This is a genomic window from Agrobacterium sp. MCAB5 (assembly GCF_052114365.1).
GTDB classification, from domain to species: Bacteria; Pseudomonadota; Alphaproteobacteria; order Rhizobiales; family Rhizobiaceae; genus Agrobacterium; species Agrobacterium tumefaciens.
Genome location: NZ_JBFREP010000001.1, coordinates 631,117 through 652,463 on the forward strand (window position 1 = coordinate 631,117; position 21,347 = coordinate 652,463).

Below are 21,347 nucleotides of genomic sequence, written 5' to 3' on the forward strand. Positions count from 1 at the left end.
AGGATCATCATGTCTCAAATCGCAGACAAGGACTTTACCGAGAAGCCGGATTCGGATGACAAGCATCAGAACAAGGGGCTTTATGCCGCGATCCTTGGTTCTATCGGCGTCGTCTACGGCGATATTGGCACCAGCCCGCTCTATGCCTTCCGCGAAGCGCTAAAGCCGATCGCCTATGATGGCGTGACGAGAGAAGAAGTCATCGGCCTGACATCCCTGATGATCTGGTCTCTGACGATCATCGTGACGTTCAAATACATCACACTCCTGCTGCGCGCCGACAACGACGGCGAGGGCGGCACACTCTCGCTTCTGGCGCTTTTGATGAAGACGGCGGGCACTCACCGCAGCGTTCTCATCGTGCTCGGCCTCATCGGCGCAGCCCTGTTCCTGGGCGATGCCATGATCACGCCGGCGCTATCAGTGCTTTCGGCGGTGGAGGGTCTGAAGCTCGTCACTCCGGCCATGGACGACTTCATTATTCCGATCTCCGTCTGCATTCTCATCGGCCTCTTCGCGATCCAATCGCACGGTACGGGAACGGTGGCGAAATTCTTCGGACCGATCACCGCTGTCTGGTTCCTGGTCATGGGTTTAGCCGGCCTCATTCACATCGCCGATGATTTCGGCATTCTCTATGCCTTCAACCCCTGGCATGCGGTCGAGTTTCTCGCCAATGAAGGCTTTTATGGCATCGTAGTGCTGGGCGCGGTTTTCCTGACGATCACCGGTGCTGAAGCGCTTTATGCCGATCTCGGCCATTTCGGCCGCCGTCCCATTCAGTGGGCATGGTTCTGTCTGGTTTTCCCGGCACTGACGCTGAATTATCTCGGTCAGGGCGCGCTGGTTCTCAAGGACCCGGCGGCGATGTCCAATCCGTTTTATCTGATGTTCCCGCAATGGGCGATCCTGCCGGCCGTCATTCTGGCGACCGCCGCCACCATCATCGCCAGCCAGGCGGTTATAACAGGCGCGTTCTCGCTCGTGCGTCAGGCGATCCATCTCGGCTATCTGCCGCGCATGGAAATCCTCTTCACTTCGGAAACCAATACCGGGCAGATCTATCTTCCCGCCGTCAACACCATCCTGCTGTTCGGCGTCGTCGCACTGGTGCTCACCTTCAAAAGTTCGGATGCACTGGCCACCGCCTACGGCATTTCCGTTACCGGCGCGATGGTCGTCACCAGCATGATGTTCTTCGAATTCGTTCGCAAGCGCTGGCAATGGTCCATCTGGCTGGCGATTGGCGTGCTGGCGCCGCTTCTGCTGCTGGAACTGATTTTCCTCGGTGCAAACCTGCTCAAGATACATGATGGCGGCTACGTGCCGGTGTTGCTGGCAATCGCTTTCACCATCATCATGACCACCTGGCAGCGCGGCTCGAAAATCCTTTTCGCCAAAACCCGCCGCAGCGATGTGCCGCTGAAGGCTTTCGTGGCTTCGGTGGAAAAGGAAAGCGCCCATGCGCCGGTGCGTGTGCCCGGCACAGCGATTTTCCTGACTGGCGATCCGGATGCCGCACCCGCTGCATTGCTGCACAATCTCAAGCACAACCACGTCCTGCACGACAAGAACGTGATTTTGACGATCCGCACGGAAGACCAGCCGCGCGTCCGGCCCGAAAATCGTTACACGTTGACGAAGCTGAGCGATCGTTTTGCCGTGGTCGAACTGCATTTCGGCTTCATGGAAACGCAGAACGTCACCCAGGCGCTTGGTTACCTCAGGCGCACGGGTTACAAGTTCGACATCATGTCCACCTCGTTTTATCTCGGTCGCCGCAAGCTGGTGCCGGATCCGAAATCGGGCATGCCCGGCTGGCAGAATCGACTGTTCATCGCGCTTGCCGAAACGGCCGCCGATCCCTCGGACTACTTCCGCCTTCCGGCCAACCGCGTGGTGGAACTCGGGTCTCACGTCGTCGTCTGATTATTAGAAGGTGGTTACACATTAACGTGAAGCCGCGCCCGCGCGCGGCGTTAACCAAGCATCAAGGTTAATAAGAGATTCTCGAACACCTGTAACAAATATGGTTCCTGGTGTTCGGAGTGCTGGTTTTGCGTTCGAAAAGAGTAATGCGTCGTCGGTCCTTTGCGTCCCTTCAGGCATGGACCTCACCCGTTGTCTTCGGCCTTGCTGCCTGGCTCGTCTTTCCTTCCATTGCCGCACGCGCGGATTTGGCCTCCCTGCTGGCAGGGCTGGACAATGGCGGCGAGCAATGGCGCATGGTGCTGACCGCGTCACCGGCAGGCTCTGTCCATAATGCCTCGCTCACCTTTAACGATGCGGAAGGGGAGGCGGCGTTGCATGGCAGCGGCATGACCCTGCCCGATGGCCGCAAGGTGGCTTTCGTCACCAACAAGAAGGGTGACGAGACGACACCCGACAGCGAGCGCGTCAACCGTGCCGCCAAAAAGGGTCGCATCGTCGCAACCGAAATCATGCAGCCGCCAAAGGCCTTCACCGCCGGTTCCGTGCTGGAACGCACCAGCATGTTGGATATAGAGCCGCTGAAGCGCAAGGACCGCACGGCTTTCGTGAAACCGAAACGCGGCAGCGACGTCAAACTTGCCTCCTTCTATTTCCGCCGTGAAGAAAAGAAGGCCGACAAAAGCGTCTCTCCGATGCTGGCGGAACTCGTCACCAACAGGACTCCCGATATTCTCGCCACGGCTTACGCGCCGGCCGAACCGGACTTCGCCCGTGAATCGCCGTTCGACGCCATTCTGAAAAAGCCGGAGGCCGGCCGCTTCGTGCCGTTGATCGGCGCGGACGATCACGCATGGGCGGCAACGCCGCTGCCCGCTGCCGTGTTTTCCGCAGCCGAACAGCAATGCCTCGCATCCGGCATCTATTTCGAGGCGCGCGGTGAATCGGTCAAGGGACAGGCGGCGGTGGCACAGGTGATCCTTAACCGCGTGCGCAACCCCGCTTATCCGAAAACCATCTGCGGTGTCGTTTATCAGAACAAGGACTGGCGCAACCGCTGCCAGTTCTCCTTCGCCTGCGACAATATAAAGGACCGGGTGAATTCCGAACGTCACTGGAAAATGGCGCGCGAAGTGGCCATGGCAACCACCGCCGGCAAAATCTGGCTGACGGAAGTGGGCTCGGCGACTCACTATCATGCCGTCTATGTTCGTCCCGCCTGGGGAAAATCCATGAAGAAGGTCGGCAGGATTGGCTTGCACGTCTTTTATCGAACCTATGGTGGCGGCTGGAGCTGATACCACCGCCAATTTGTCGCAATTTGCGTGTCAAAAATGCCGATTCCCGGGGGAAACATCGTCGGCAAACGGCGATTTGGCGTTAAGCCTTTGTTTTTAAATATTTAATTTGTCAAAAAACAAGCTTCGCCAGTGCCTTGACTAGCGAAGCCCCTAAAACTATGTTGCGCGCGACTTCAGAGCGGGCTGGAACAGGCTTAATCCGTCACCGTTTACAACTCCAAAGGGTTCTGGCATGGCTGGAACGGAGAAAATGGGTGGGATTTTAAGATGACTGGCAACCGTGACGATAGTCTGGACGAGCGTCGCAAGCGCCTTGCCGAAGAGTTGGCAAAGGTGAAGGCGGAGGATGAGGCGGAAGTGAGGGCGGAGACCAATGCCGCGGAAAGCCGGAAAGGCTTTGCGATGGCGGTGAAGCTCTCATCGGAGTTCATTTCGGCCATCGTGGTCGGCGCTATGCTGGGTTATCTTCTGGACTATTTTGTCGGCACGACGCCGTGGGGGATGATCGTTCTTCTTCTTCTCGGTTTCTGCGCAGGCGTATTGAATGTGTTGCGCTCCACGGGCGCGGTGGCAAAGCCGCCGCTGCTTGAGAGAGCCGACAAGCGAGACGAGGGTGGAAAAGACGGCGTTTAAGCTGTTTTTTCTTGCAGTTGAGATGCCGCCATGAGCGGCGACAGGTAAAGAGGGCAGCCGGTGGCAAACGATCCGACCCATCAGTTCTTGGTGCAGCCGATCATTCCGATCGAAATTGGCGGCGTCGATTTTTCCTTCACCAATGCGTCGCTTTTCATGGTCGCGACCGTGGCCGCCGCTTCCGGTTTCCTTTATTTCGCAACGTCGAGCCGCGGTCTGATCCCGACCCGCATGCAGTCCGTTGCTGAAATGTCCTATGAATTCATCGCCTCCATGCTGCGCGAAGGCGCCGGCAAAAAGGGCATGGTGTTCTTCCCATTCGTATTCTCGCTGTTCATGTTCGTGCTGACTGCGAACCTTCTCGGCATGTTCCCGTATTTCTTCACGGTCACCAGCCAGATCATCGTCACCTTCGCGCTTGCCTGCCTCGTCATTGGCACGGTCGTCGTTTACGGTTTCTACAAGCACGGTCTGCATTTCTTCGGCATCTTCGCACCTTCTGGCGTGCCGAAGGCGCTGTTGCCGCTTGTCGCGTCAATTGAAATGATTTCGTTCCTGTCGCGTCCGATCAGCCTTTCCGTTCGTCTCTTCGCGAACATGCTGGCTGGCCACATCACGCTCAAGGTTTTCGCAGGCTTCGTCGCCTCCATGGGTGCGCTCGGCGCGCTCGGTATCGGCGGTGCAGTCCTGCCTCTCATCATGACGGTCGCAATGACCGCTCTCGAATTTCTCGTTGCCTTCCTGCAGGCTTATGTGTTCGCGGTACTGACTTGCATGTACCTGAACGACGCCGTGCATGGTGGTCACTGAGAAGTAAAGTCGCTGGCCCCGGCAACGGGCGCCAAAAGATAGCCGCAACAACCAATATCTCAAGGAGTCTCACATGGAAGCGGAAGCAGCAAAGTACATCGGCGCAGGTCTCGCATGCCTCGGCATGGCTGGTACGTCCCTCGCACTCGGCCGTATCTTCGGTGATTACCTCTCCGGCGCACTGCGCAACCCCTCTGCTGCCGACAGCCAGTTCGGCCGTCTGGTATTCGGCTTCGCCGTTACGGAAGCTCTGGGCATCTTCTCGCTGCTCGTAGCTCTCCTTCTCCTGTTCGCTGTCTAATAACGGCATCAGGTCTGGATCACGGCTCGCGCAAATTGCGTGCCGTGATCCTTCGCATTTGCAGTCCCCCTGGAGGTGAGCATGTTCGTGACCGAGGCTTATGCCCAGTCAGCACCGACCGTAGGTGAAACGCATACGGAAACTCCGGCTGTCGGCCAGCCGCAACCGGAAGCCACGCACACGGAAACCGGTGTAGCGCACGGCGCCGAACACGGTGCTTCCGGCGTTTTCCCGCCGTTCGACCAGTCTACTTATGCATCGCAGGTCCTGTGGCTGGCGATCACGTTCGGCCTTTTCTACCTGCTCATGCAGAAGGTCATCGTTCCTCGCGTCGGCGGCATTCTTGAAAACCGTCATGGGCGCATTGCACAGGATCTCGATGAAGCGGCACGGCTGAAAAGCGAAGCCGACGCAGCCGTCGAAACCTATGAAAAAGAACTCGCGGCAGCCCGCGCCAAGGCAAGCTCGATAGGCTCCGCGGCACGTGACGCCGCCAAGGCGAAAGCCGATGCCGACCGCGTCGCTATCGAAGCCGGACTTGCCGAGAAGCTTGCCGCCGCAGAAAAGCGCATTGCGGGTATCAGGGATCAGGCATTCGCGGATGTCGGCGCCATTGCCGAGGAAACCGCGACCGCAATCGTTGACCAGCTGGTTGGCGCCAAGGTCAAGGATGCCGACGTCAAGGCCGCCATTGCAGCCGCTTCGACTGTGAAGGGAGCCTGATATGGCGTTTGATGCATCATTTTTCGCTCTTGTCGGTCTTGTCCTTTTCTTCGTCCTGATCGCCTATCTCAAGGTTCCGGGCATGCTTTCCAAGTCTTTGGACGAGCGCGCGCAGAACATTCAGGACGAGCTGGCCGAAGCCAAGCGTCTGCGCGAAGAAGCACAGCACCTGCTGGCCGAATACCAGCGCAAGCGCAAGGAAGCCGAAGCTGAAGCAGCCGGCATCGTTGCCGCTGCCGAACGCGAAGCGGCCGCCCTGACCGCCGAAGCCAAGCAGAAGACGGAAGAATTCGTCGTCCGCCGCACGGCCCTGTCGGAACAGAAGATCAAGCAGGCAGAAGAAGACGCCATCGGCGCCGTTCGTGCCGCCGCCGTGGACATCGCCATTGCAGCTTCCGAGAAGCTCATTGCCGAAAAGACCACCGCTGCCGCAAAGGCCAAACTTTTCGCCAACACCATTGGCGAAGTGAAGTCGAAGCTCAACTAAGTTCATCTCGGACTATTCAAAACCCCTCCGGCACCCGCCGCGAGGGGTTTTTTGTTTTATGCCTCAACCAGGGGCGGTGTTGGCAGGCTCGCGGTTGCACACTGTGGTGCCGGCTTGCAGCGTGTCTATCGATGTCTGTCGACCTTTGGAGCAAAAGCATCGGCTTTGAAGACTGGATGCTGGCCGGCAATTCGTGGCTGCCGGTTTGTCGAGGCTTGTTAAGTGATCGCGGGATAGATTGTCTTGGCCTCGAGCGCTATCAGCACCGCCAGTACAAAAGCTGCTGCGGTGGCAACCAGAAATGCGCCACTGAAAGCCAGGCCTGCTTTCGCGATGCCCAAGCCAAGATCCTGCATCAGCCATCGTATCTGAGCCTGCGCATACCAGATCGTGGCGAGCGCGATAATGGCGAGCCCGAACGTAAGGCCATGTTCCATAGGCATGGATGCAAAATCAAAACCCAGAACCAGGACAAATGTAAACGGCGCAGCCACGTAACATTGGCTGAAGAACGGCGGACGCAGTGAATTTCGGGTGATCCTCACCCGTTTCCACCGCAGAAGCGTGACGGCCATACACAGCGGATAAATCCCGAATATAACGCCACGCGCTATGAGCAGGTTCGAACCCGAACCAAGCTCCCGGGCGGCCAATGTGGGATCGTAAATGGTCGGAAGGAAGGCGGAGAGCCCCTGCGAAAATAGCAGAGTGATCAGGAGGAAGAGGGGCGGACTCAGTGTGTCGTCATACTGGTCCTCAAGCCGATCCGCGAGTTCGCTATCGGCGTAGCGCATCATGCTGAGCGGTGCGACGACCGATCGCCACATTGTCAGCGGATAGAAGAGGAGCCATGAAACCAGCTCGTAGAGAAGTTCTTCGAGCGACTTCAACAATTTCATGAAATCCAAATCTCTTCTCCCAAGGCCCGGCAAGTCCACGCATTGAGATAGAGTTCTACCAGTGGAGACGGAGATCGTCACCTCATGGCACGGCGCTGGAATCCCGGGCGAGACCGCATTCTCCGCTTCAGGATCGTGGTTTTCGATCAGTCCTGCTTCAGCGGCCTGAAACTCATCCGGTGCAGCGGGCAGGGCCCATGGCTTTCTATGGCGCGCAGGTGGGCTGGTGTGCCGTAACCCGCATGGCCTTCGAAACCATAGGAGCTGTGCACTACACCGGCCCGTTCCATCATCCGGTCACGGGTCACCTTGGCGATGATCGAAGCGGCGGCGATTGAGAGGGAGCGGGAATCGCCCTTGATGACGGCCTTCGACTCGCAGGTGATGCCCGGCGGCTTGTCGCGGCCATCTGCCAGCACGAGGGCCGGGGAGATTTCGAGGCCGAGTACGGCGCGACGCATCGCATCGAGGCTGGCGCGCAGGATATTCATGCTGTCGATAAGGCCGGGGCCGGAGGAGGCGACGGAAACGATCGATGTTTCCATGATTTGCAGAAACAGGCTTTCCCGTTTCAGCTTGGTCAGTTTCTTGGAATCGTCAAGACCACCAGGAATATTGTCGGGATCGAGAATGACAGCTGCCGCAACCACTGGTCCCGCGAGAGGTCCCCGACCTGCCTCATCCGTGCCGGCCACGGGCCAAAGCCCCTTCTTCCTCGCTTCAAGTTCGAAGGAGAAATCGGGTCCCGTATCGGCGAGATCAAAGAGGGCAGGAGAATCGGGTGTGGTGCGGCGTTTCATGCGGCAGAAACTTGCACACACACCCGATCTCCTGCAAGCCCCCGGAAGCGGGCGATGACGGGCGCGGCCAGCCGGGTCAAGGGGCGTGGCCAACCGTGCCCCTTAGGTCGTCATGACCTTTGATCCTCCAACGGGGCGGCGGAGGAAAAACGATCGCACGCGAGGCGGCGGGTTCCGGGGGGGATGTCCGACGGGCCAGGGAAACCCGCCGGGCATTTCGTCAAGAGCATGGCCCCGTCAACAGGAAAGGGCCACCACTCCTTATGGGTCTGCACCGCTGGGTATCGTTGCGCGCATCGTAATGCGCCTTCGATCGGCCAAGCGGGCCTCATATTTTCAAAGCAGCGACAATTGCACGCCGGCACCTCCCGGCGGCACGAAGATATCGTCGCGCAGGTGAATGCCGCGGCGGATGAGGCCAAGCCGTTTCGTCGCCATTTCGAAACGCCTGCCTATCTGCCATGCATAGGGACCAGCACCCTTCATGCGTTTTCCGAATTCCGCATCGTAATCCTTGCCGTCGCGCATGGAGCGCACCAGCGACATGACATGCCGGTAGCGGTCCGGATAGTTGCGCAGCAGCCAGTCGCGGAAGAGCGGGCTGACCTCCAGCGGCAGGCGCAGCAGCACGTAGGAGGCCTCCTTTGCGCCAGCGGCCTTGCCGGCTTCGAGAATGCGTTCGATCTCATGATCGTTGAGTGCGGGAATGACGGGTGCCATCATCACCGCCACGGGAATGCCGGCATCCGTCAGCGCCTTGACCGCTTCCAGCCGCTTTTCGGGCGTGGCGGCGCGCGGCTCCATGCTGCGTGCAAGCTTGCGGTCCAGCGTCGTCACGGAAATACCAACCTTCACTAGACCCTTCTTGGCCATGGGCGCGAGAATATCGATATCCCGCTTGACCAGGGCCGATTTGGTGACGATGGCGACGGGATGGTCGGCCTTTGCCAGCACTTCCAGTATCTGCCGCATGATCCGCCATTCGCGCTCGATCGGCTGATAGGGGTCGGTATTGGTGCCGATGGCAATGACGCGCGGCTTGTAGCCGGGCTTCGCCAGCTCCCTTTCGAGCAGCTTTGCCGCATCCGGCTTGGCGAAAAGCTTCGCCTCGAAATCCAGCCCCGCAGAAAGCCCCATATAGCTGTGCGTCGGACGGGCGAAACAGTAGATGCAGCCATGTTCGCAGCCGCGATAGGGATTGATGGAACGGTCGAAAGGGATGTCAGGCGATTCGTTGCGGCTGATGATGCTGCGCGGCTTTTCCACCTGCACTTCGGTGCGGAACTCCGGCAGCTCCTCGAGGGTCTGCCAGCCATCGTCGAAAACCTCCCGCTGCAGGGCCTCGAAGCGCCCGCCCGGGTTAAGTCCGGCGCCACGCCCTCGACGACGGTCGATCTCGATGCGCAGGCCCGACGCATCGGCCAACGCATTGGCAATGTCAGGCGTATGGCTCGGCTGGAAAGCAGCCTGCCCCGAAAGCGTATGGTCTCTCATCTGGATGCTCCCAGGGTGCAGCACGCCTCTCAAGGCAAGCCAACGCCCTAAACCGTTTCCACTCGAACCGGCGTTTCATTGCCTCTTCGAATGATTAAATTCCTACCGTAAAAATGAGAACATTACAAGAACAAAAAACGCAAAATCGATAGCTGGCAGACCCGCGGCCGGGGTCTTGTTTGTATCAATCCCACCTGAAGGTGGGTTAGAGTTAAGCCTGAACGGTCGCGGATTTTCTGACATTCAGTGCAGTGGCAATTTATTGTGCGATGCGTTAGAGCTATGCATATGTTGACAGTCATAATGGAATGCCGGGATCAGGAACCGGAACTGGCGCATACGCTGTCTGCGCTTGTAACCGGGGCCGTGGAAGGGCTGGTAAGCGACGTTGTGATCCTCGATCACGGTTCGCGCGATGGATCGTCGCGCGTCGCCGATGCCGCTGGCTGCCGTTTTTATGCGCAGTGGGACATTGAGGATGTCATGCGCTCGGCGCGCGGGCATTGGATCCTGCTGGTCGAACCGGGTGCGCGTCCGCAGAGCGGCTGGATCGAAGAGATTCTCGAATATGTGGCTGTCTGTGCCGAGCCCGCGCGTTTCTCGCCTTCCCGGTATCACAAGCGGCCCTTTTTCAGCCGGATAGTGCGCCGCCGTCCTCCCTTGGAATGCGGCTACCTGATGCCGAAGAAACATGCGGTGGCGATCGCAAAATCCGGCATGGGCCTGACACAGCTCGTGCACGCGCAAAAGCCGCGCCGCCTGAATGCGGAACTGGTTCCCGCCTGGACGGCGAGAACTTCCAACTAACCTGCAACGATGATGAAGCTGCTATCCCTAGCGGGCGGTGATCACCTTGCCGGGGTTCATGATGCCGGCGGGGTCAAAGGCGTGTTTGATGCGTCGCATCAGGTCCATTTCAATGCCAGGCCTGATAGCGGCCAGCTCGTCGCGCTTCAACTGGCCGATGCCATGTTCGGCCGAAATCGAACCGCCGAGCGACAGCACGATGCCGTGCACGATCTCGTTCATATCCCGCCAGCGACCGATGAATTCAGCTTTGTCCGCACCAACCGGCTGGGAAATATTGTAGTGGATGTTGCCATCGCCCAGATGGCCGAAGGCGCAGACGCGGGCGCCGGGAATGGCGGCAAGAACGGCCTTTTCCGCCGTTGCCATGAATTCCGGTATCTTCGACACCGGAACGGAAACGTCGTGTTTGATAGAGCCGCCTTCCGGCTTTTGCGCATCGGACATGCTTTCGCGCATATGCCAGAGCGCCTGACGCTGCGCTTCCGATGAAGCGATCACCGCATCCTCGACCAGCCCAGCCGAAAAACCGCGCTCCAGCAGCGATTGCATCATTGTTTCAGCCGTCTCAGCCGAATCGGAGGTGGAGATATCGATGAGCGCGTACCAGTCATGCGGCGTTTGTAGCGGATCGCGCACGCCGGGAATATGTTTGGCGGTGAATTCCACGCCGATGCGCGGCATCAGCTCAAAACCGGTCAGCGCCGTGCCGCAGAGGTTCGAGGCCATTTCGAACAGCTTCAACGCATCGTCGGTGGATCGAAGACCGGCAAAACCCACCTGATGGCCGAGCGGCACGGGGAAAAGCTTCAGCACCGCACCGGTGATAACGCCGAGCGTGCCTTCCGAACCGATGAAGAGATCGCGCAGATCGTAACCCGTATTGTCCTTTTTAAGCCGGCGAAGCCCGTCCCAGATTTCACCTGTCGGCAGCACCACTTCAAGCCCCAGGCAAAGCTGGCGCATATTGCCATAAGCGAGAACTGCCGTGCCGCCGGCATTGGTGGCCAGATTACCGCCGATGCGGCACGAGCCCTGCGAACCGAGCGACAGCGGGAACATCCGCTCCACGGTCGATGCGGCCTTGTGGATGTCGTCTAGAATGCAGCCGGCATCCGCAACGATGGTGTTGGCGACCGGATCGATGTCGCGGATACGGTTCATGCGCTCGAGCGAGAGGATGATGTCGGTTCCGTCAGCACGCGGCGTCTGGCCACCCACAAGGCCGGTATTGCCGGTCTGCGGCACGATGGGCGTGCCGGTCTCGCTGGCGAGCTTCAGGATGGCTGCAACCTCCTCGACAGTGCCGGGCTTGAGCAGCAGCGGTGACGCACCATGGTAAAGCCCGCGATTCTCCACAAGACGCGGCGCCATTTCCACAGCGTCGCGCACCGCGTTTTTTTCGCCGACAATGGCAGTGAAGCGGTCGAGGATGTCGGAGGAGGGGGCTGCGATTGTCATTGGCGTCTCGCTGTCATTTGAAACGGTGGGCGAAATGGTGAAGTACCGTCAGCCTCGCGGCGCGGCGGCGCGGGAAAGGCGGTCATTGATCGCCTCTCCAAGACCGTGGGCGGGAATGGTTGTGACCGCGATTGTCGCGGCACCGCTCGCATCGGCTGCTTTGAGATAATCGAACAGATTGGCGGCCGCCTCGGCAAGATCGCCGGAAGGGCTGAGGTCGAGAACGGTACGGGCCGTCTCTTGTCCCTCAACCGCGATGCCGCCGAACCGGATCAGTGCCTCGTCAGAAGAAACGGACGTCGCGTCGAGGCGAACAGCTGCACCGGGCGCATAATGCGAGGCGAGCATTCCGGGTGCCTCGATGGCAGCTGATGCCTTTTCCGGCCGTTCGAGCTGGGTGCCGGTGATGCGCTCGATCTCCTCGGTGACGATGCCGCCGGGACGAAGCAGCCGCACCCGCCCGTCGTCTTCCACTTTGACGATGGTGGATTCGACACCGACGGAGGCAGCACCGCCATCAAGAATGAGGTTGATCCTGTTACCGAGATCAGCCTCGACATGGGCGGCACTGGTGGGGCTGATCTTGCCGGAACTATTGGCACTGGGCGCAGCAAGAGGTTTGTCGAACCGGCGGATCAGATCACCGGCGAAACCCTGCGGAACGCGAATGCCGACGGTATCGAGCCCGGCCGTTGCGAGTGAGTGAATGCCGCTTGCCGGTTTCAGTGGCAGAACCAGCGTCAACGGGCCGGGCCAGAAGGCTTCGGCGAGGCGTCGCGACACGGGATCGAAAACCGCATAACGTTCGGCCATGGCGATATCGGCCATATGGCAGATCAGTGGATTGAACTGTGGCCTGCCTTTCGTTTCGTAAATGCGGGTAATGGCCGCCGGATCGGTGGCGTCCGCAGCAAGGCCGTAGACGGTTTCCGTGGGCAGGGCGATTGGCTGGCCGCGGGAAAGCTCCTCGACGGCCGCCTGCAAGGCGGTTTCCCGCTCGTTTTCGATATCGATATGACGCGCCATGATGCTGCCTTTCAGGGCGTCAATAGCGTATTTCAGGGCCTTATGGAAAGCGCTATCGTGGGCTTTTATATTGCCTTGATGATCTTGCGCATTTCGTCCGAGCGGGCGCCGAGCATAAGCACGTTTTTGAGCGCAACGCGTGGGTCGTGGGTCTGGAACAGCAGGCCGCCGCGATGGAAGGAGGTATCGATGGCGACGTTCTTGTTTGGAAGCGCGTTGATGGCGACTGCGAAATACATCCGCGAATAGCGCGCATCGATGTTTTCGAAGAAGTTCTCGGCCCCGCTCAACTCGGCGAAGAAATTCGCGAAATAGAATGACCAGAGCACATGGCGCTCGGCGTCGAAACTGGTTTTCGCTGCCGTGACATGGCAATAGCCGAGATGCGGCCGCTCATCCAGCAGATGGTGGAAAACCATCTTGGGAAAACGGATGGACTGGTGAAAGCCATTGAGACGGCTATGGGTGGCATCGGCAGCAGCCTCGAGCTTGCGCCCGGTCATTGCCGCCACTTCTTCATGGCTGTAATAGACGCGTTCCCTCGGCAGCCAGCGTTCTTCGTAGCGGCTGATGCGCCCGGTTCGCAGGAAATCCGAATGCGCGGTCTTTGAACGTATCGGCGTGACCGAATGTTTGCCGGCATCGAAATAACGTATGCGTGTCGCCTTCTCCACCCGGAACGCCCTCGTTGTTGTCGATCAGTCAATATAGTTTAGGGCATGTTAAAACTCCGTTGCGCCACAACCCCCGTTTTTTAACGGGTAGAGAGGGAGCCGCGCGACATCATGCGTCATATTGCGACGTGGTTTCCGGCGGGGAATAGCTGCCGGATTTCGCAGCGGAATGGCGTGCAACGGCCATTGGCGCATGTCGCAATTTGTCGCCAATGCGGAAGCCGATGTCGCTGTCTGCGCTACCGCAAATGAACGCTGATGTTTAGATGGGATCACACTTCCGCAGTCCGATAAATGGTGTGGGGCAGGGCGGTTTGATCGAGGATTTGGCCATGGAATTGCGTGATACCGTACTGCGTCAGCTGAAGAACCGCCGCGAAGGCTTCAGCCTGGAACAGTCTTTCTACACGGACCCGGATTATTTCAATCTGGACATGGAAACCATCTGGTACCGCGACTGGCTGTTTGTCGGCCATGATTGCGAAGTGCCGAAGGCCGGTAACTACATCACCGTTCAGGTCGGCGCCTATTCCGTCGTCATCATTCGCGGTCGCGATGGACAGATTCGCGCCCTCCATAACTCCTGTCGCCATCGCGGTTCCCGCGTATGCTCTTCTCATAAGGGCCAGTCCGCACGCCTCGTCTGTCCCTATCACCAGTGGACCTACGATCTGGACGGCAAGCTGCTGTTTGCCCGCCATATGGGCGATGATTTCGACAAGGCTGAATTCGGCCTGAAGCCGGTCCACTGCGAAACCGTTGCCGGTTACGTCTTCATCTGCCTGGCAGACCAGCCCGCCGACTTCGCGCCGATGCGCGCCGAGGTCGAAAGCTACATGGCGCCGCATCGCATCTGGGAAGCCAAGGTCGCGCATGAAAGCACGATCATCGAAAAGGGTAACTGGAAGCTCGTCTGGGAAAACAACCGCGAGTGCTACCATTGCGCCGCCAACCATCCGGAACTCTGCCGCACCTATCCTGAAAACCCGAGCGTTACGGGTACGGACGGTGGTGCAAGCGATCCCGAGATCGGTGGCCACTGGGCACGCTGCGAGGCTGCCGGCCTGCCGAGCCGCTTCAAGATCGATCCGAAAGGCCAGTTCCGTGTTGCCCGCATGCCGCTGATCGGCGAGGCGGAAAGCTACACCATGTCGGGAAAACGCGCCGTGCGCCGGCCGCTTTCCGATGACGTCAGCATCAGCCATATCGGCGCGCTGCTTCTGTTCCATTATCCGACGACCTGGAACCACTTCCTCGGCGACCACACCATTTCCTTCCGCGTGCTGCCGCTCAACGCCAATGAGACCATGGTCACTACCAAATGGCTGGTGAACAAGGATGCGGTTGAAGGCGTGGATTACGATCTCGAGGACCTCACGCACGTCTGGAACGAAACCAACGATCAGGACCGCCGCATCGTTGAGGAAAACGCCTTCGGCATCCGCTCGCCCGCTTACCAGCCCGGCCCCTATTCCATGGAAGACGAGGGCGGCGTGATGCAGTTCGTCAACTGGTATGCCGATTTCATGGTTGACCGGCTGTCGGGCGACAAGGCCCGCCTTTCGGCAGTAGCGTAACGCGAAGATGAATATGGCTGTGACCTACAAGCACATAGACGAGATGAAGCCGTGGAGCGACAAGCTCCACCTGCTGGAATGCATTTCGGTGACGCCCGAGACGCCTGACGTGATGACATTCCTGTTCCGGTCGGAGGATCAGAACTGGTTCCGTTACCTGCCGGGCCAGTTCGTGACGCTGGAGTTGCCAGTAGGCAAGGAGCCGCTCTACCGCACCTACACATTGTCCTCCAGCCCGTCGCGGCCCTATGCGCTGTCGGTCACGGTCAAGGCGCAGGCCACCAGCATCGGCACGCGCTGGATGTTCGACAATCTGAAGCCCGGCATGAAAATCCGGGCACTCGGCCCGCTCGGCGATTTCTCTTATGTCCGGCATCCCGGCGACAAATACCTGTTCATCTCGGCCGGCTCCGGCGTGACGCCGATGATGTCGATGGTGCGCGACATGAGCGACCGCGCGCCGCAGAGTGATATCGCCTTCATCAATTGCTCGCGCTCGCCATCCGATATCGTGTTCCGTCACGAGCTGGAATATCTTGCCCGCTTCATGCCGAAACTGTCGCTCGGTTTCATCGTGGAAAATTGCGGCCGCACTGATCTCTGGTCCGGCTTGAAGGGCATGGTCGACAAGGCCAAGATTGCGCTTCTGTCGCCTGATTTCATGGATCGCACGGTGTTCTGTTGTGGACCGGAGCCTTTCATGGCCGCCATCCGCTCCATGCTGGATGCTTCCGGCTTCGACATGAGCCGTTACCACCAGGAAAGCTTTTCGCCAGCCGCCCCGGTTGCTGTGGGCGAGAGTATTCACACCGTGGCGGATGGCGAAGCACTCTCGATGGTGGGGTTTACGCTTTCCGGCAAGGAAGTGCCGTGCCAGCCCGGCCAGACCGTTCTGATGACGGCGCGCGCCGCCGGTGTGCGCATCGGTGCCGCCTGCGAATCGGGGATTTGCGGCACCTGCCGGGTGCTGAAGCTCTCCGGCGAGGTGGAGATGAACCACAATGGCGGCATTCTCGATGACGAAATCGATGAAGGCTATATTCTCGCCTGCTGCTCGCGGCCGTTGACCGACGTGAAGGTGGAAGCCTGAGCGCACGAAATCCTGCGTCTTATGCGGGAATCTATTTTTGAACCGGAACCAAAGGTCTTAAAACTCGTTTGCACGTCATCGAATTCTTTTCGGGTGTTTCAATGGGGCTGCCCCTACCTCCGACAAGACCGAGTAGTTAGAAAGCGCGGTTCAACGCGCCACAGCAAACGGAGGAAAGATCATGATGAATTTCCGCACGACGAGCGTCGCTACGGCGGTTGTCCTGTTCCTGACAAGCTTCACGCCGTCGCAGGCGTTCCAGGCGCCTGTTCCAATGGCGAAGCCGGCAATCTCAACCGAGAATGTAGTGCCGGTACAGTACCGTGAATGGGACCGCCGAGGTGACCGTAGATACGGCGACCGCATGTATCGTCCGCGCCCGTCGCGGGACGGATATTATAACGGCCATCGCGGCTATCGCGACCGCCGTCCGGGCTACCGCTATCACAACGGAATGTGGTTCCCTCTGGCGGCCTTCGCCACTGGCGCAATCATTGGCGGCGCCATGGCGCAGCCGAGACCGGCCTATGGCGGCAGCCATGTTGCCTGGTGCCAGAACCGTTGGCGCTCTTACCGCGCCTACGATAACAGCTACCAGCCGAACAGCGGTCCGCGTCGTGTATGCGTATCTCCATACAGCCGTTAAGCACGCCTTTCGAAAGCCCGGATCCGATCCGGGCTTTTGCTTTCGAGTGCCGAGTTTCGGTAACCGAAGCGTGACAACGCCGTTAATGCTGGGTTCAGGCGAAAGCGCCTAGCCTGCAACCTGTGATGTTCCAGCCAGCACCGACAAACTGGCTGGATAAAAAGAAAAAGGTGTTATTATTCACGTGCAACGGCCTGTCGACCGTCGTGAATGGAGGAAGTCAGATGAGAAGCTATGTGAAGAATATCCTGGCTGTCGGTCTTTCTGCAATCGTGGTTGCAGGAGCGATTGTTCCCGCTGAGGCAATGCCATTGCTGATGGCGCCGAAGAGTGTCGAGACCCTGGGTAACGATGCCGGCAAGAATGTCGTCAATGTGCAATACTGGCGCGATCGTGACAATCGTGGCGGCTGGGGCGGCGAACGCCGCGGCTGGTACGGCGGCCATCGCGGTTATCGCGACTACCGCCCGGGTTATCGTCACCACGACGGTTACTGGTTCCCGCTCGCAGCCTTTGCGACGGGCGCGATCATCGGCGGCGCACTGTCGCAGCCGCGCGAAGTCTACCGTCCGGTTCCGGAATATCGCCCGCGTCCGGTCTACCGCGAATATCGTCCGGTCCGTCGTGCCGGCATGAGCCAGGCGCATGTGAACTGGTGCTATGGCCGTTATCGGTCCTACGATGCCTATAGCAACACGTTCCAGCCCTACAATGGCCCACGCCAGCCCTGCTATTCGCCTTACAGCTGATAGCAATACTCCGTCACTCCGGCCTTAATCCGGCAAGACGGAGTAGGGATTGACCAGCCTGATAGTTATTACGAGCCGCCCGGATGCGGGCGGCTTTTTGTTTTCACAGAATGCGAGCCCGCTTCAGCACGAACCAGGCAAGCATAACCGAAATCACGATGAAGATGCTGGCCGCCATCGTGCCGCCGGTGCCGACCGTAAATGGCAACTCATCCGTGTTCATGCCGAAGAAGCCGGTGACCAGCGATGGCGGCAGCAGGAATGCCGTCATCAGCGACAGGATATAAAGATGCCGGTTGGTTTCGGACGAGAGCTTGGAATCGATTTCCTCGTGCAGCAGCCTTGCGCGTTCCTGAAGGGCGTAGACATCGTGATCCACGGCCTCGAGGCGGCCCATCAGCCGCGAGGCGACATCCTCGAAACCGTCAGGCATCTCGTCCTCATCGGCCGCAGACGCCCGCCGCATCAGGGTGAGCACCGTGCGCAGATGCCGGTGGAGGCGAACGACCGTGCGCCTGAGCGGCGCAAGCCGCCGCCGCTCGTCGCGGTTTTCGCTGTCATAGACCAGGTCCTCGATGGCGTTCAGCTCTTCGGTCGTTTCCATCACCAGGCTGATCAGCGAACGCTGGAATTCCGCGACGAGGCCTTCGAAGACATGGGCCGGCGTGAGGTAGCGGTTGGAATTCTTGTCGACTGCCGCTTTCAGCCGGTCCACTGAGCGCAAAGGTTGCAGACGGGTGGTAATGATGAAACGGTCGCTGACCGCGAAATGCAGCCAACCGAAATCACGCGTTTCCTGATCGAACTCGCGCTGGAAATCGACCAGCGTCCCATAAAGTGACTTTTCATCCACCGTGATGGACGGATGGGTTTCATGGGTGGTGAGGCTTGCCAGCGCTGCCGGATCGAGACCATCGATCGTTTCGAGAAAGCCCGCCACCCGCTGATCCGCAAGATTGAGGTGCAGCCAGAAGAAGCCCTCGCATTGCGCCATCTCGCCAAAGCCCGCATCGGGCGCAAGCCGCCGGCATGGCGCCGTTCCGGGGTGGAATTTATAGGCCCAGACAAGGCCGGGGATAGCGGGCGTTATGAGATCCATCGTGGCAGTCCTGACCGGCGGAATGGGAGGGGAGGCGTCCGTCGCCCCAAGACGGAAACGGCAGCGGTGGCACGGCACCTGTCAGCGCATGCTGAGCAAATTCATATGACAGTTTTATAACAATCCCGCTGAAAAGGCGGGAATTTTCAAATTGACGTTTACGTAAAAATCATTTAGCCCGAAAGCAACAGCACGATAGGCAAGAGCTTCGGGAGGAGGCAGCATGTATACCGCGCCGGTGGATGATATCGCCTTTACACTCAAACATGTGGCGGGTCTGCAAGACGCGTTGTCCAGAGGTGCTCTGGGAGACCTCGGTGAAGATGTGGTCGATGCCATATTACAGGAGGCCGGCCGTTTCGCCACCGAGCAGGTCGCGCCTCTTGCCGATATAGGCGACCGACAGGGCGCGCGGCTGAGCGACGGCAAGGTCTCAACGCCGGACGGCTGGGCCGATCTTTACCGGCGCTGGGCTGAGGCCGGCTGGAACAGCCTCACCGCACCGGAAGAATTCGGCGGCCAGAGCCTGCCGCATATGCTGAACGTCGCCGCACTCGAAATGTGGAATTCCGGTTCCATGGCTTTCGCGCTTGCGCCGACGCTCACCATGGGCGCGGTGGAAGCTCTCGTTGCCCACGGTAGCAACGACCTGAAGCGCATCTATCTTCCCAAACTCGTCTCCGGCGAATGGACCGGCACGATGAACCTCACCGAACCGCATGCGGGATCGGACCTTGGCGTGCTGAAAACCCGTGCCGAGCGTAATGGTGACGGCACCTACCGCATTTTCGGGCAGAAGATTTTCATCACCTGGGGCGAACATGACGCCGCGGACAATATCATCCACCTCGTTCTCGCCCGCCTGCCGGATGCGCCGGCCGGCACGCGCGGAATTTCGCTGTTCCTCGTGCCGAAATTCCTGCCCGAAGACGACGGCACGCCGGGCAGTCGCAACGACGTCTTCTGCCATTCGCTGGAGCACAAGCTCGGCATTCACGGCTCGCCCACCTGCACGATGATCTTCGGGGACGGAAAGTTTGGCGAAGAGAAGGGTGCCTTGGGCTGGCTGATCGGCGAGGAGAACAAGGGTCTCGCCTGCATGTTCACCATGATGAACAACGCCCGCCTTGCCGTTGGCATGCAGGGCGTGGCAATCTGCGAGGCGGCGACACAGAAGGCAATCGAATACGCCAGGGAACGCACGCAGGGCAAGGCGCCCGGCTGGCAGGGTTCGGGCATGAGCCCTATCATCGAGCATCCCGATATCGCCCGTACGCTGTTGACGATGAAAGCGCTGACACAAGGGGCGCGCGCCATCTCCTTCAACTGCGCCCACGCCATCGATATGGCGCATGCCGCCGAGGACGTGGCTGAACGCGCCCACTGGCAGGAGCGCGCAGCTCTTTTAACGCCAATCGCCAAGTCCTTCTCCACCGATGCCGGTGTCGATGTCGCTTCCATGGGCATTCAGGTGCATGGCGGCATGGGTTTCATCGAGGAAACCGGTGCGGCGCGTTACCTGCGCGATGCCCGCATCGCGCCGATCTACGAAGGCACCAACGGCATTCAGGCGATCGACCTTGTGGTGCGCAAGCTGCCGCTTTCCGATGGCGCACAGGTGCGCGGTTTCATCGCAGAATTGCGTGAAATCGTCGCCCGAACTGCTGCCTCGAACCGCAGTGATCTCGGCGAGACTGCCCGTTATCTCGAAACGAGTCTCACCGATCTCGAAACGGCGACCGACTGGTTGCTGGAACGCCTGAAAGCGGGGGAAACCGAAACCGCGCTCGCCGGTGCCACGCCCTATCAGCGCCTCTTCGGGCTGGCGCTCACCGGAGCCTATCTTGCCAAGGGCGCCCTGGCCCAGGTGGATGACGGCAGGGGAGCGCATCGCGCATCGCTCTGCCGGTTTGCGGCGGAAAACCTGCTGGCGGAAACGGCAGCGCTGAGGGATCGCGTCATTGCCGGTGCAGCAAGCCTTGCCGCCGCCCGCGCCGTGCTGGGTTAAGGAGAAAACCATGTCGGACGACCATATTTTAGTCGAGCGGGTCAGTCATGCGCCTGACGTTCTGACCATCCGCTTCAACCGGCCGGAAAAGAAAAACGCCATCACCGATGCAATGTATCTTCGCATGGCAGAGGCTCTGAAGGCCGCCAATGCAGACCCGGATATCCGTGTCGTCGCGTTTCTGGGTACGGAAGGCTGCTTTTCCGCCGGCAATGACATGGCCGATTTTCTTGCCTTCGCCATGTCTGGCGCAAAGGGCAAGCTCGCGGTACTCGATCTTCTGAAGGCGCTGGCAACCTTCGAAAAGCCGCTGGTTTCGGGCGTCGATGGGTTGGCCATCGGCATCGGCACGACGCTGAACCTGCATTGCGATCTGACCGTTGCCTCCAACCGCAGCCTGTTCAAGACGCCGTTTGTGGATCTGGCGCTGGTGCCGGAAGCTGCGTCCAGCCTGCTTGCGCCAAAGCTCATCGGCCATCAGCGCGCCTTTGCCCTGCTGGCCATGGGCGAAGGTTTTACCGCCGAACAGGCCTTGCAGGCCGGAATGATCTGGAAAGTCGTGGCGCCGGAACATGTCGAAAGCGAAACGCTGGCGCTTGCCACGCGGCTCGCCGCCAAGCCGCAGCAGGCGCTGAAGATTGCCCGCGATCTCGTGCGCGGCAATCCGGCAGATGTGCTGGCCCGCATCGATGAGGAAGCCCGCCATTTCACCGCGCAATTGCAGAGTGCCGAGGCGCGGGCCGCTTTCGAGGCATTCATGCGGCGTTAAGCGTTCCGGCAGGAATTCCTTGCTGTTAAGCAACCCGGTAATATGGCTTGGGTTAGATAACGCA

21 protein-coding genes are annotated in these 21,347 nt (G+C 59.5%); 14 read left to right on the plus strand and 7 right to left on the minus strand.

All coding sequences use genetic code 11. The features are described from left to right. Positions 1-9 precede the first annotated feature (9 nt). The 7 genes from AB4Z23_RS03040 (at position 10) to AB4Z23_RS03070 (ending at position 6,184) form a co-directional block, all read left to right on the plus strand. Positions 10-1,929, plus strand: a complete 1,920-nt coding sequence (locus AB4Z23_RS03040) for a potassium transporter Kup (RefSeq protein WP_003511693.1) — start codon at positions 10-12, stop codon at positions 1,927-1,929. Between the two features lie 146 nt (positions 1,930-2,075). Beyond that, a complete protein-coding gene (locus AB4Z23_RS03045) occupies positions 2,076-3,227 on the plus strand; it encodes a cell wall hydrolase (protein ID WP_019564219.1) in 1,152 nt (383 codons plus the stop codon). Between the two features lie 270 nt (positions 3,228-3,497). Next, entirely contained in the window at positions 3,498-3,863 is a 366-nt protein-coding gene (locus AB4Z23_RS03050) for an AtpZ/AtpI family protein (protein ID WP_003511695.1), read from the plus strand. A gap of 60 nt (positions 3,864-3,923) precedes the next feature. Then, a complete protein-coding gene (locus tag AB4Z23_RS03055; RefSeq protein WP_003511697.1) occupies positions 3,924-4,673 on the plus strand; it encodes a F0F1 ATP synthase subunit A in 750 nt (249 codons plus the stop codon). Positions 4,674-4,746: 73 nt separating this feature from the next. Next, on the plus strand, positions 4,747-4,974 hold the full coding sequence (locus AB4Z23_RS03060) for a F0F1 ATP synthase subunit C (protein WP_003494147.1): 228 nt from the start codon (positions 4,747-4,749) through the stop codon (positions 4,972-4,974). 81 nt (positions 4,975-5,055) lie between these two features. Further along, positions 5,056-5,697 (plus strand): F0F1 ATP synthase subunit B, encoded by a 642-nt coding sequence (locus AB4Z23_RS03065; RefSeq protein ID WP_003511698.1) that lies wholly within the window; start codon positions 5,056-5,058, stop codon positions 5,695-5,697. Position 5,698: 1 nt separating this feature from the next. Then, complete coding sequence (locus tag AB4Z23_RS03070) at positions 5,699-6,184, plus strand: F0F1 ATP synthase subunit B (protein WP_003511699.1); 486 nt, start codon at positions 5,699-5,701, stop codon at positions 6,182-6,184. A gap of 218 nt (positions 6,185-6,402) precedes the next feature. Here the strand turns inward: AB4Z23_RS03070 and AB4Z23_RS03075 are convergent, their stop codons facing one another. From AB4Z23_RS03075 to AB4Z23_RS03085, 3 genes are all read right to left on the minus strand, one after another. Beyond that, complete coding sequence (locus AB4Z23_RS03075; protein ID WP_115064351.1) at positions 6,403-7,092, minus strand: permease; 690 nt, start codon at positions 7,090-7,092, stop codon at positions 6,403-6,405. Between the two features lie 137 nt (positions 7,093-7,229). Continuing rightward, positions 7,230-7,883: a ribonuclease HII gene (locus AB4Z23_RS03080; RefSeq protein ID WP_333704074.1), complete on the minus strand. Its 654-nt coding sequence runs from the start codon at positions 7,881-7,883 to the stop codon at positions 7,230-7,232. 336 nt (positions 7,884-8,219) lie between these two features. Beyond that, on the minus strand, positions 8,220-9,377 hold the full coding sequence (locus tag AB4Z23_RS03085; RefSeq protein ID WP_421477896.1) for a PA0069 family radical SAM protein: 1,158 nt from the start codon (positions 9,375-9,377) through the stop codon (positions 8,220-8,222). A gap of 288 nt (positions 9,378-9,665) precedes the next feature. Here AB4Z23_RS03085 and AB4Z23_RS03090 point away from each other — a divergent pair, with 288 nt between their 5' ends. Continuing rightward, positions 9,666-10,184 carry a hypothetical protein gene (locus AB4Z23_RS03090; protein ID WP_003511706.1) on the plus strand — a complete coding sequence of 173 codons (519 nt, stop codon included), beginning with the start codon at positions 9,666-9,668 and terminating at the stop codon, positions 10,182-10,184. A gap of 27 nt (positions 10,185-10,211) precedes the next feature. On the opposite strand, the gene AB4Z23_RS03095 is transcribed toward AB4Z23_RS03090, so the two are convergent. The 3 genes from AB4Z23_RS03095 to AB4Z23_RS03105 form a co-directional block, all read right to left on the minus strand. Beyond that, positions 10,212-11,645: an FAD-binding oxidoreductase gene (locus tag AB4Z23_RS03095; RefSeq protein WP_003511708.1), complete on the minus strand. Its 1,434-nt coding sequence runs from the start codon at positions 11,643-11,645 to the stop codon at positions 10,212-10,214. Positions 11,646-11,693: 48 nt separating this feature from the next. Further along, entirely contained in the window at positions 11,694-12,671 is a 978-nt protein-coding gene (locus AB4Z23_RS03100) for an L-threonylcarbamoyladenylate synthase (protein ID WP_111783291.1), read from the minus strand. A 65-nt stretch (positions 12,672-12,736) separates the two neighbouring features. Next, positions 12,737-13,345: a DUF6656 family protein gene (locus AB4Z23_RS03105; protein ID WP_013635584.1), complete on the minus strand. Its 609-nt coding sequence runs from the start codon at positions 13,343-13,345 to the stop codon at positions 12,737-12,739. Positions 13,346-13,677: 332 nt separating this feature from the next. Between AB4Z23_RS03105 and AB4Z23_RS03110 the strand changes: the two genes are divergently transcribed. The 4 genes from AB4Z23_RS03110 (at position 13,678) to AB4Z23_RS03125 (ending at position 17,407) form a co-directional block, all read left to right on the plus strand. Beyond that, positions 13,678-14,922 (plus strand): aromatic ring-hydroxylating oxygenase subunit alpha, encoded by a 1,245-nt coding sequence (locus AB4Z23_RS03110; RefSeq protein WP_003511714.1) that lies wholly within the window; start codon positions 13,678-13,680, stop codon positions 14,920-14,922. A gap of 7 nt (positions 14,923-14,929) precedes the next feature. Further along, entirely contained in the window at positions 14,930-16,012 is a 1,083-nt protein-coding gene (locus AB4Z23_RS03115) for a hybrid-cluster NAD(P)-dependent oxidoreductase (RefSeq protein WP_013635587.1), read from the plus strand. Between the two features lie 181 nt (positions 16,013-16,193). Continuing rightward, positions 16,194-16,658 carry a BA14K family protein gene (locus AB4Z23_RS03120; protein ID WP_003511718.1) on the plus strand — a complete coding sequence of 155 codons (465 nt, stop codon included), beginning with the start codon at positions 16,194-16,196 and terminating at the stop codon, positions 16,656-16,658. A 224-nt stretch (positions 16,659-16,882) separates the two neighbouring features. Continuing rightward, positions 16,883-17,407, plus strand: coding sequence for a BA14K family protein (locus tag AB4Z23_RS03125; protein ID WP_003511720.1), 525 nt, complete (start codon positions 16,883-16,885; stop codon positions 17,405-17,407). Between the two features lie 103 nt (positions 17,408-17,510). Here AB4Z23_RS03125 and AB4Z23_RS03130 read toward each other — a convergent pair whose 3' ends face one another. Beyond that, a complete protein-coding gene (locus tag AB4Z23_RS03130; RefSeq protein WP_421416241.1) occupies positions 17,511-18,506 on the minus strand; it encodes a transporter in 996 nt (331 codons plus the stop codon). Positions 18,507-18,729: 223 nt separating this feature from the next. Between AB4Z23_RS03130 and AB4Z23_RS03135 the strand changes: the two genes are divergently transcribed. Together AB4Z23_RS03135 and AB4Z23_RS03140 are read left to right on the plus strand one after the other, a co-directional pair. After that, positions 18,730-20,514, plus strand: coding sequence for an acyl-CoA dehydrogenase (locus tag AB4Z23_RS03135; RefSeq protein WP_421477898.1), 1,785 nt, complete (start codon positions 18,730-18,732; stop codon positions 20,512-20,514). Between the two features lie 10 nt (positions 20,515-20,524). Continuing rightward, positions 20,525-21,283, plus strand: coding sequence for a crotonase/enoyl-CoA hydratase family protein (locus AB4Z23_RS03140; RefSeq protein ID WP_003511725.1), 759 nt, complete (start codon positions 20,525-20,527; stop codon positions 21,281-21,283). Positions 21,284-21,347: the final 64 nt, after the last annotated feature.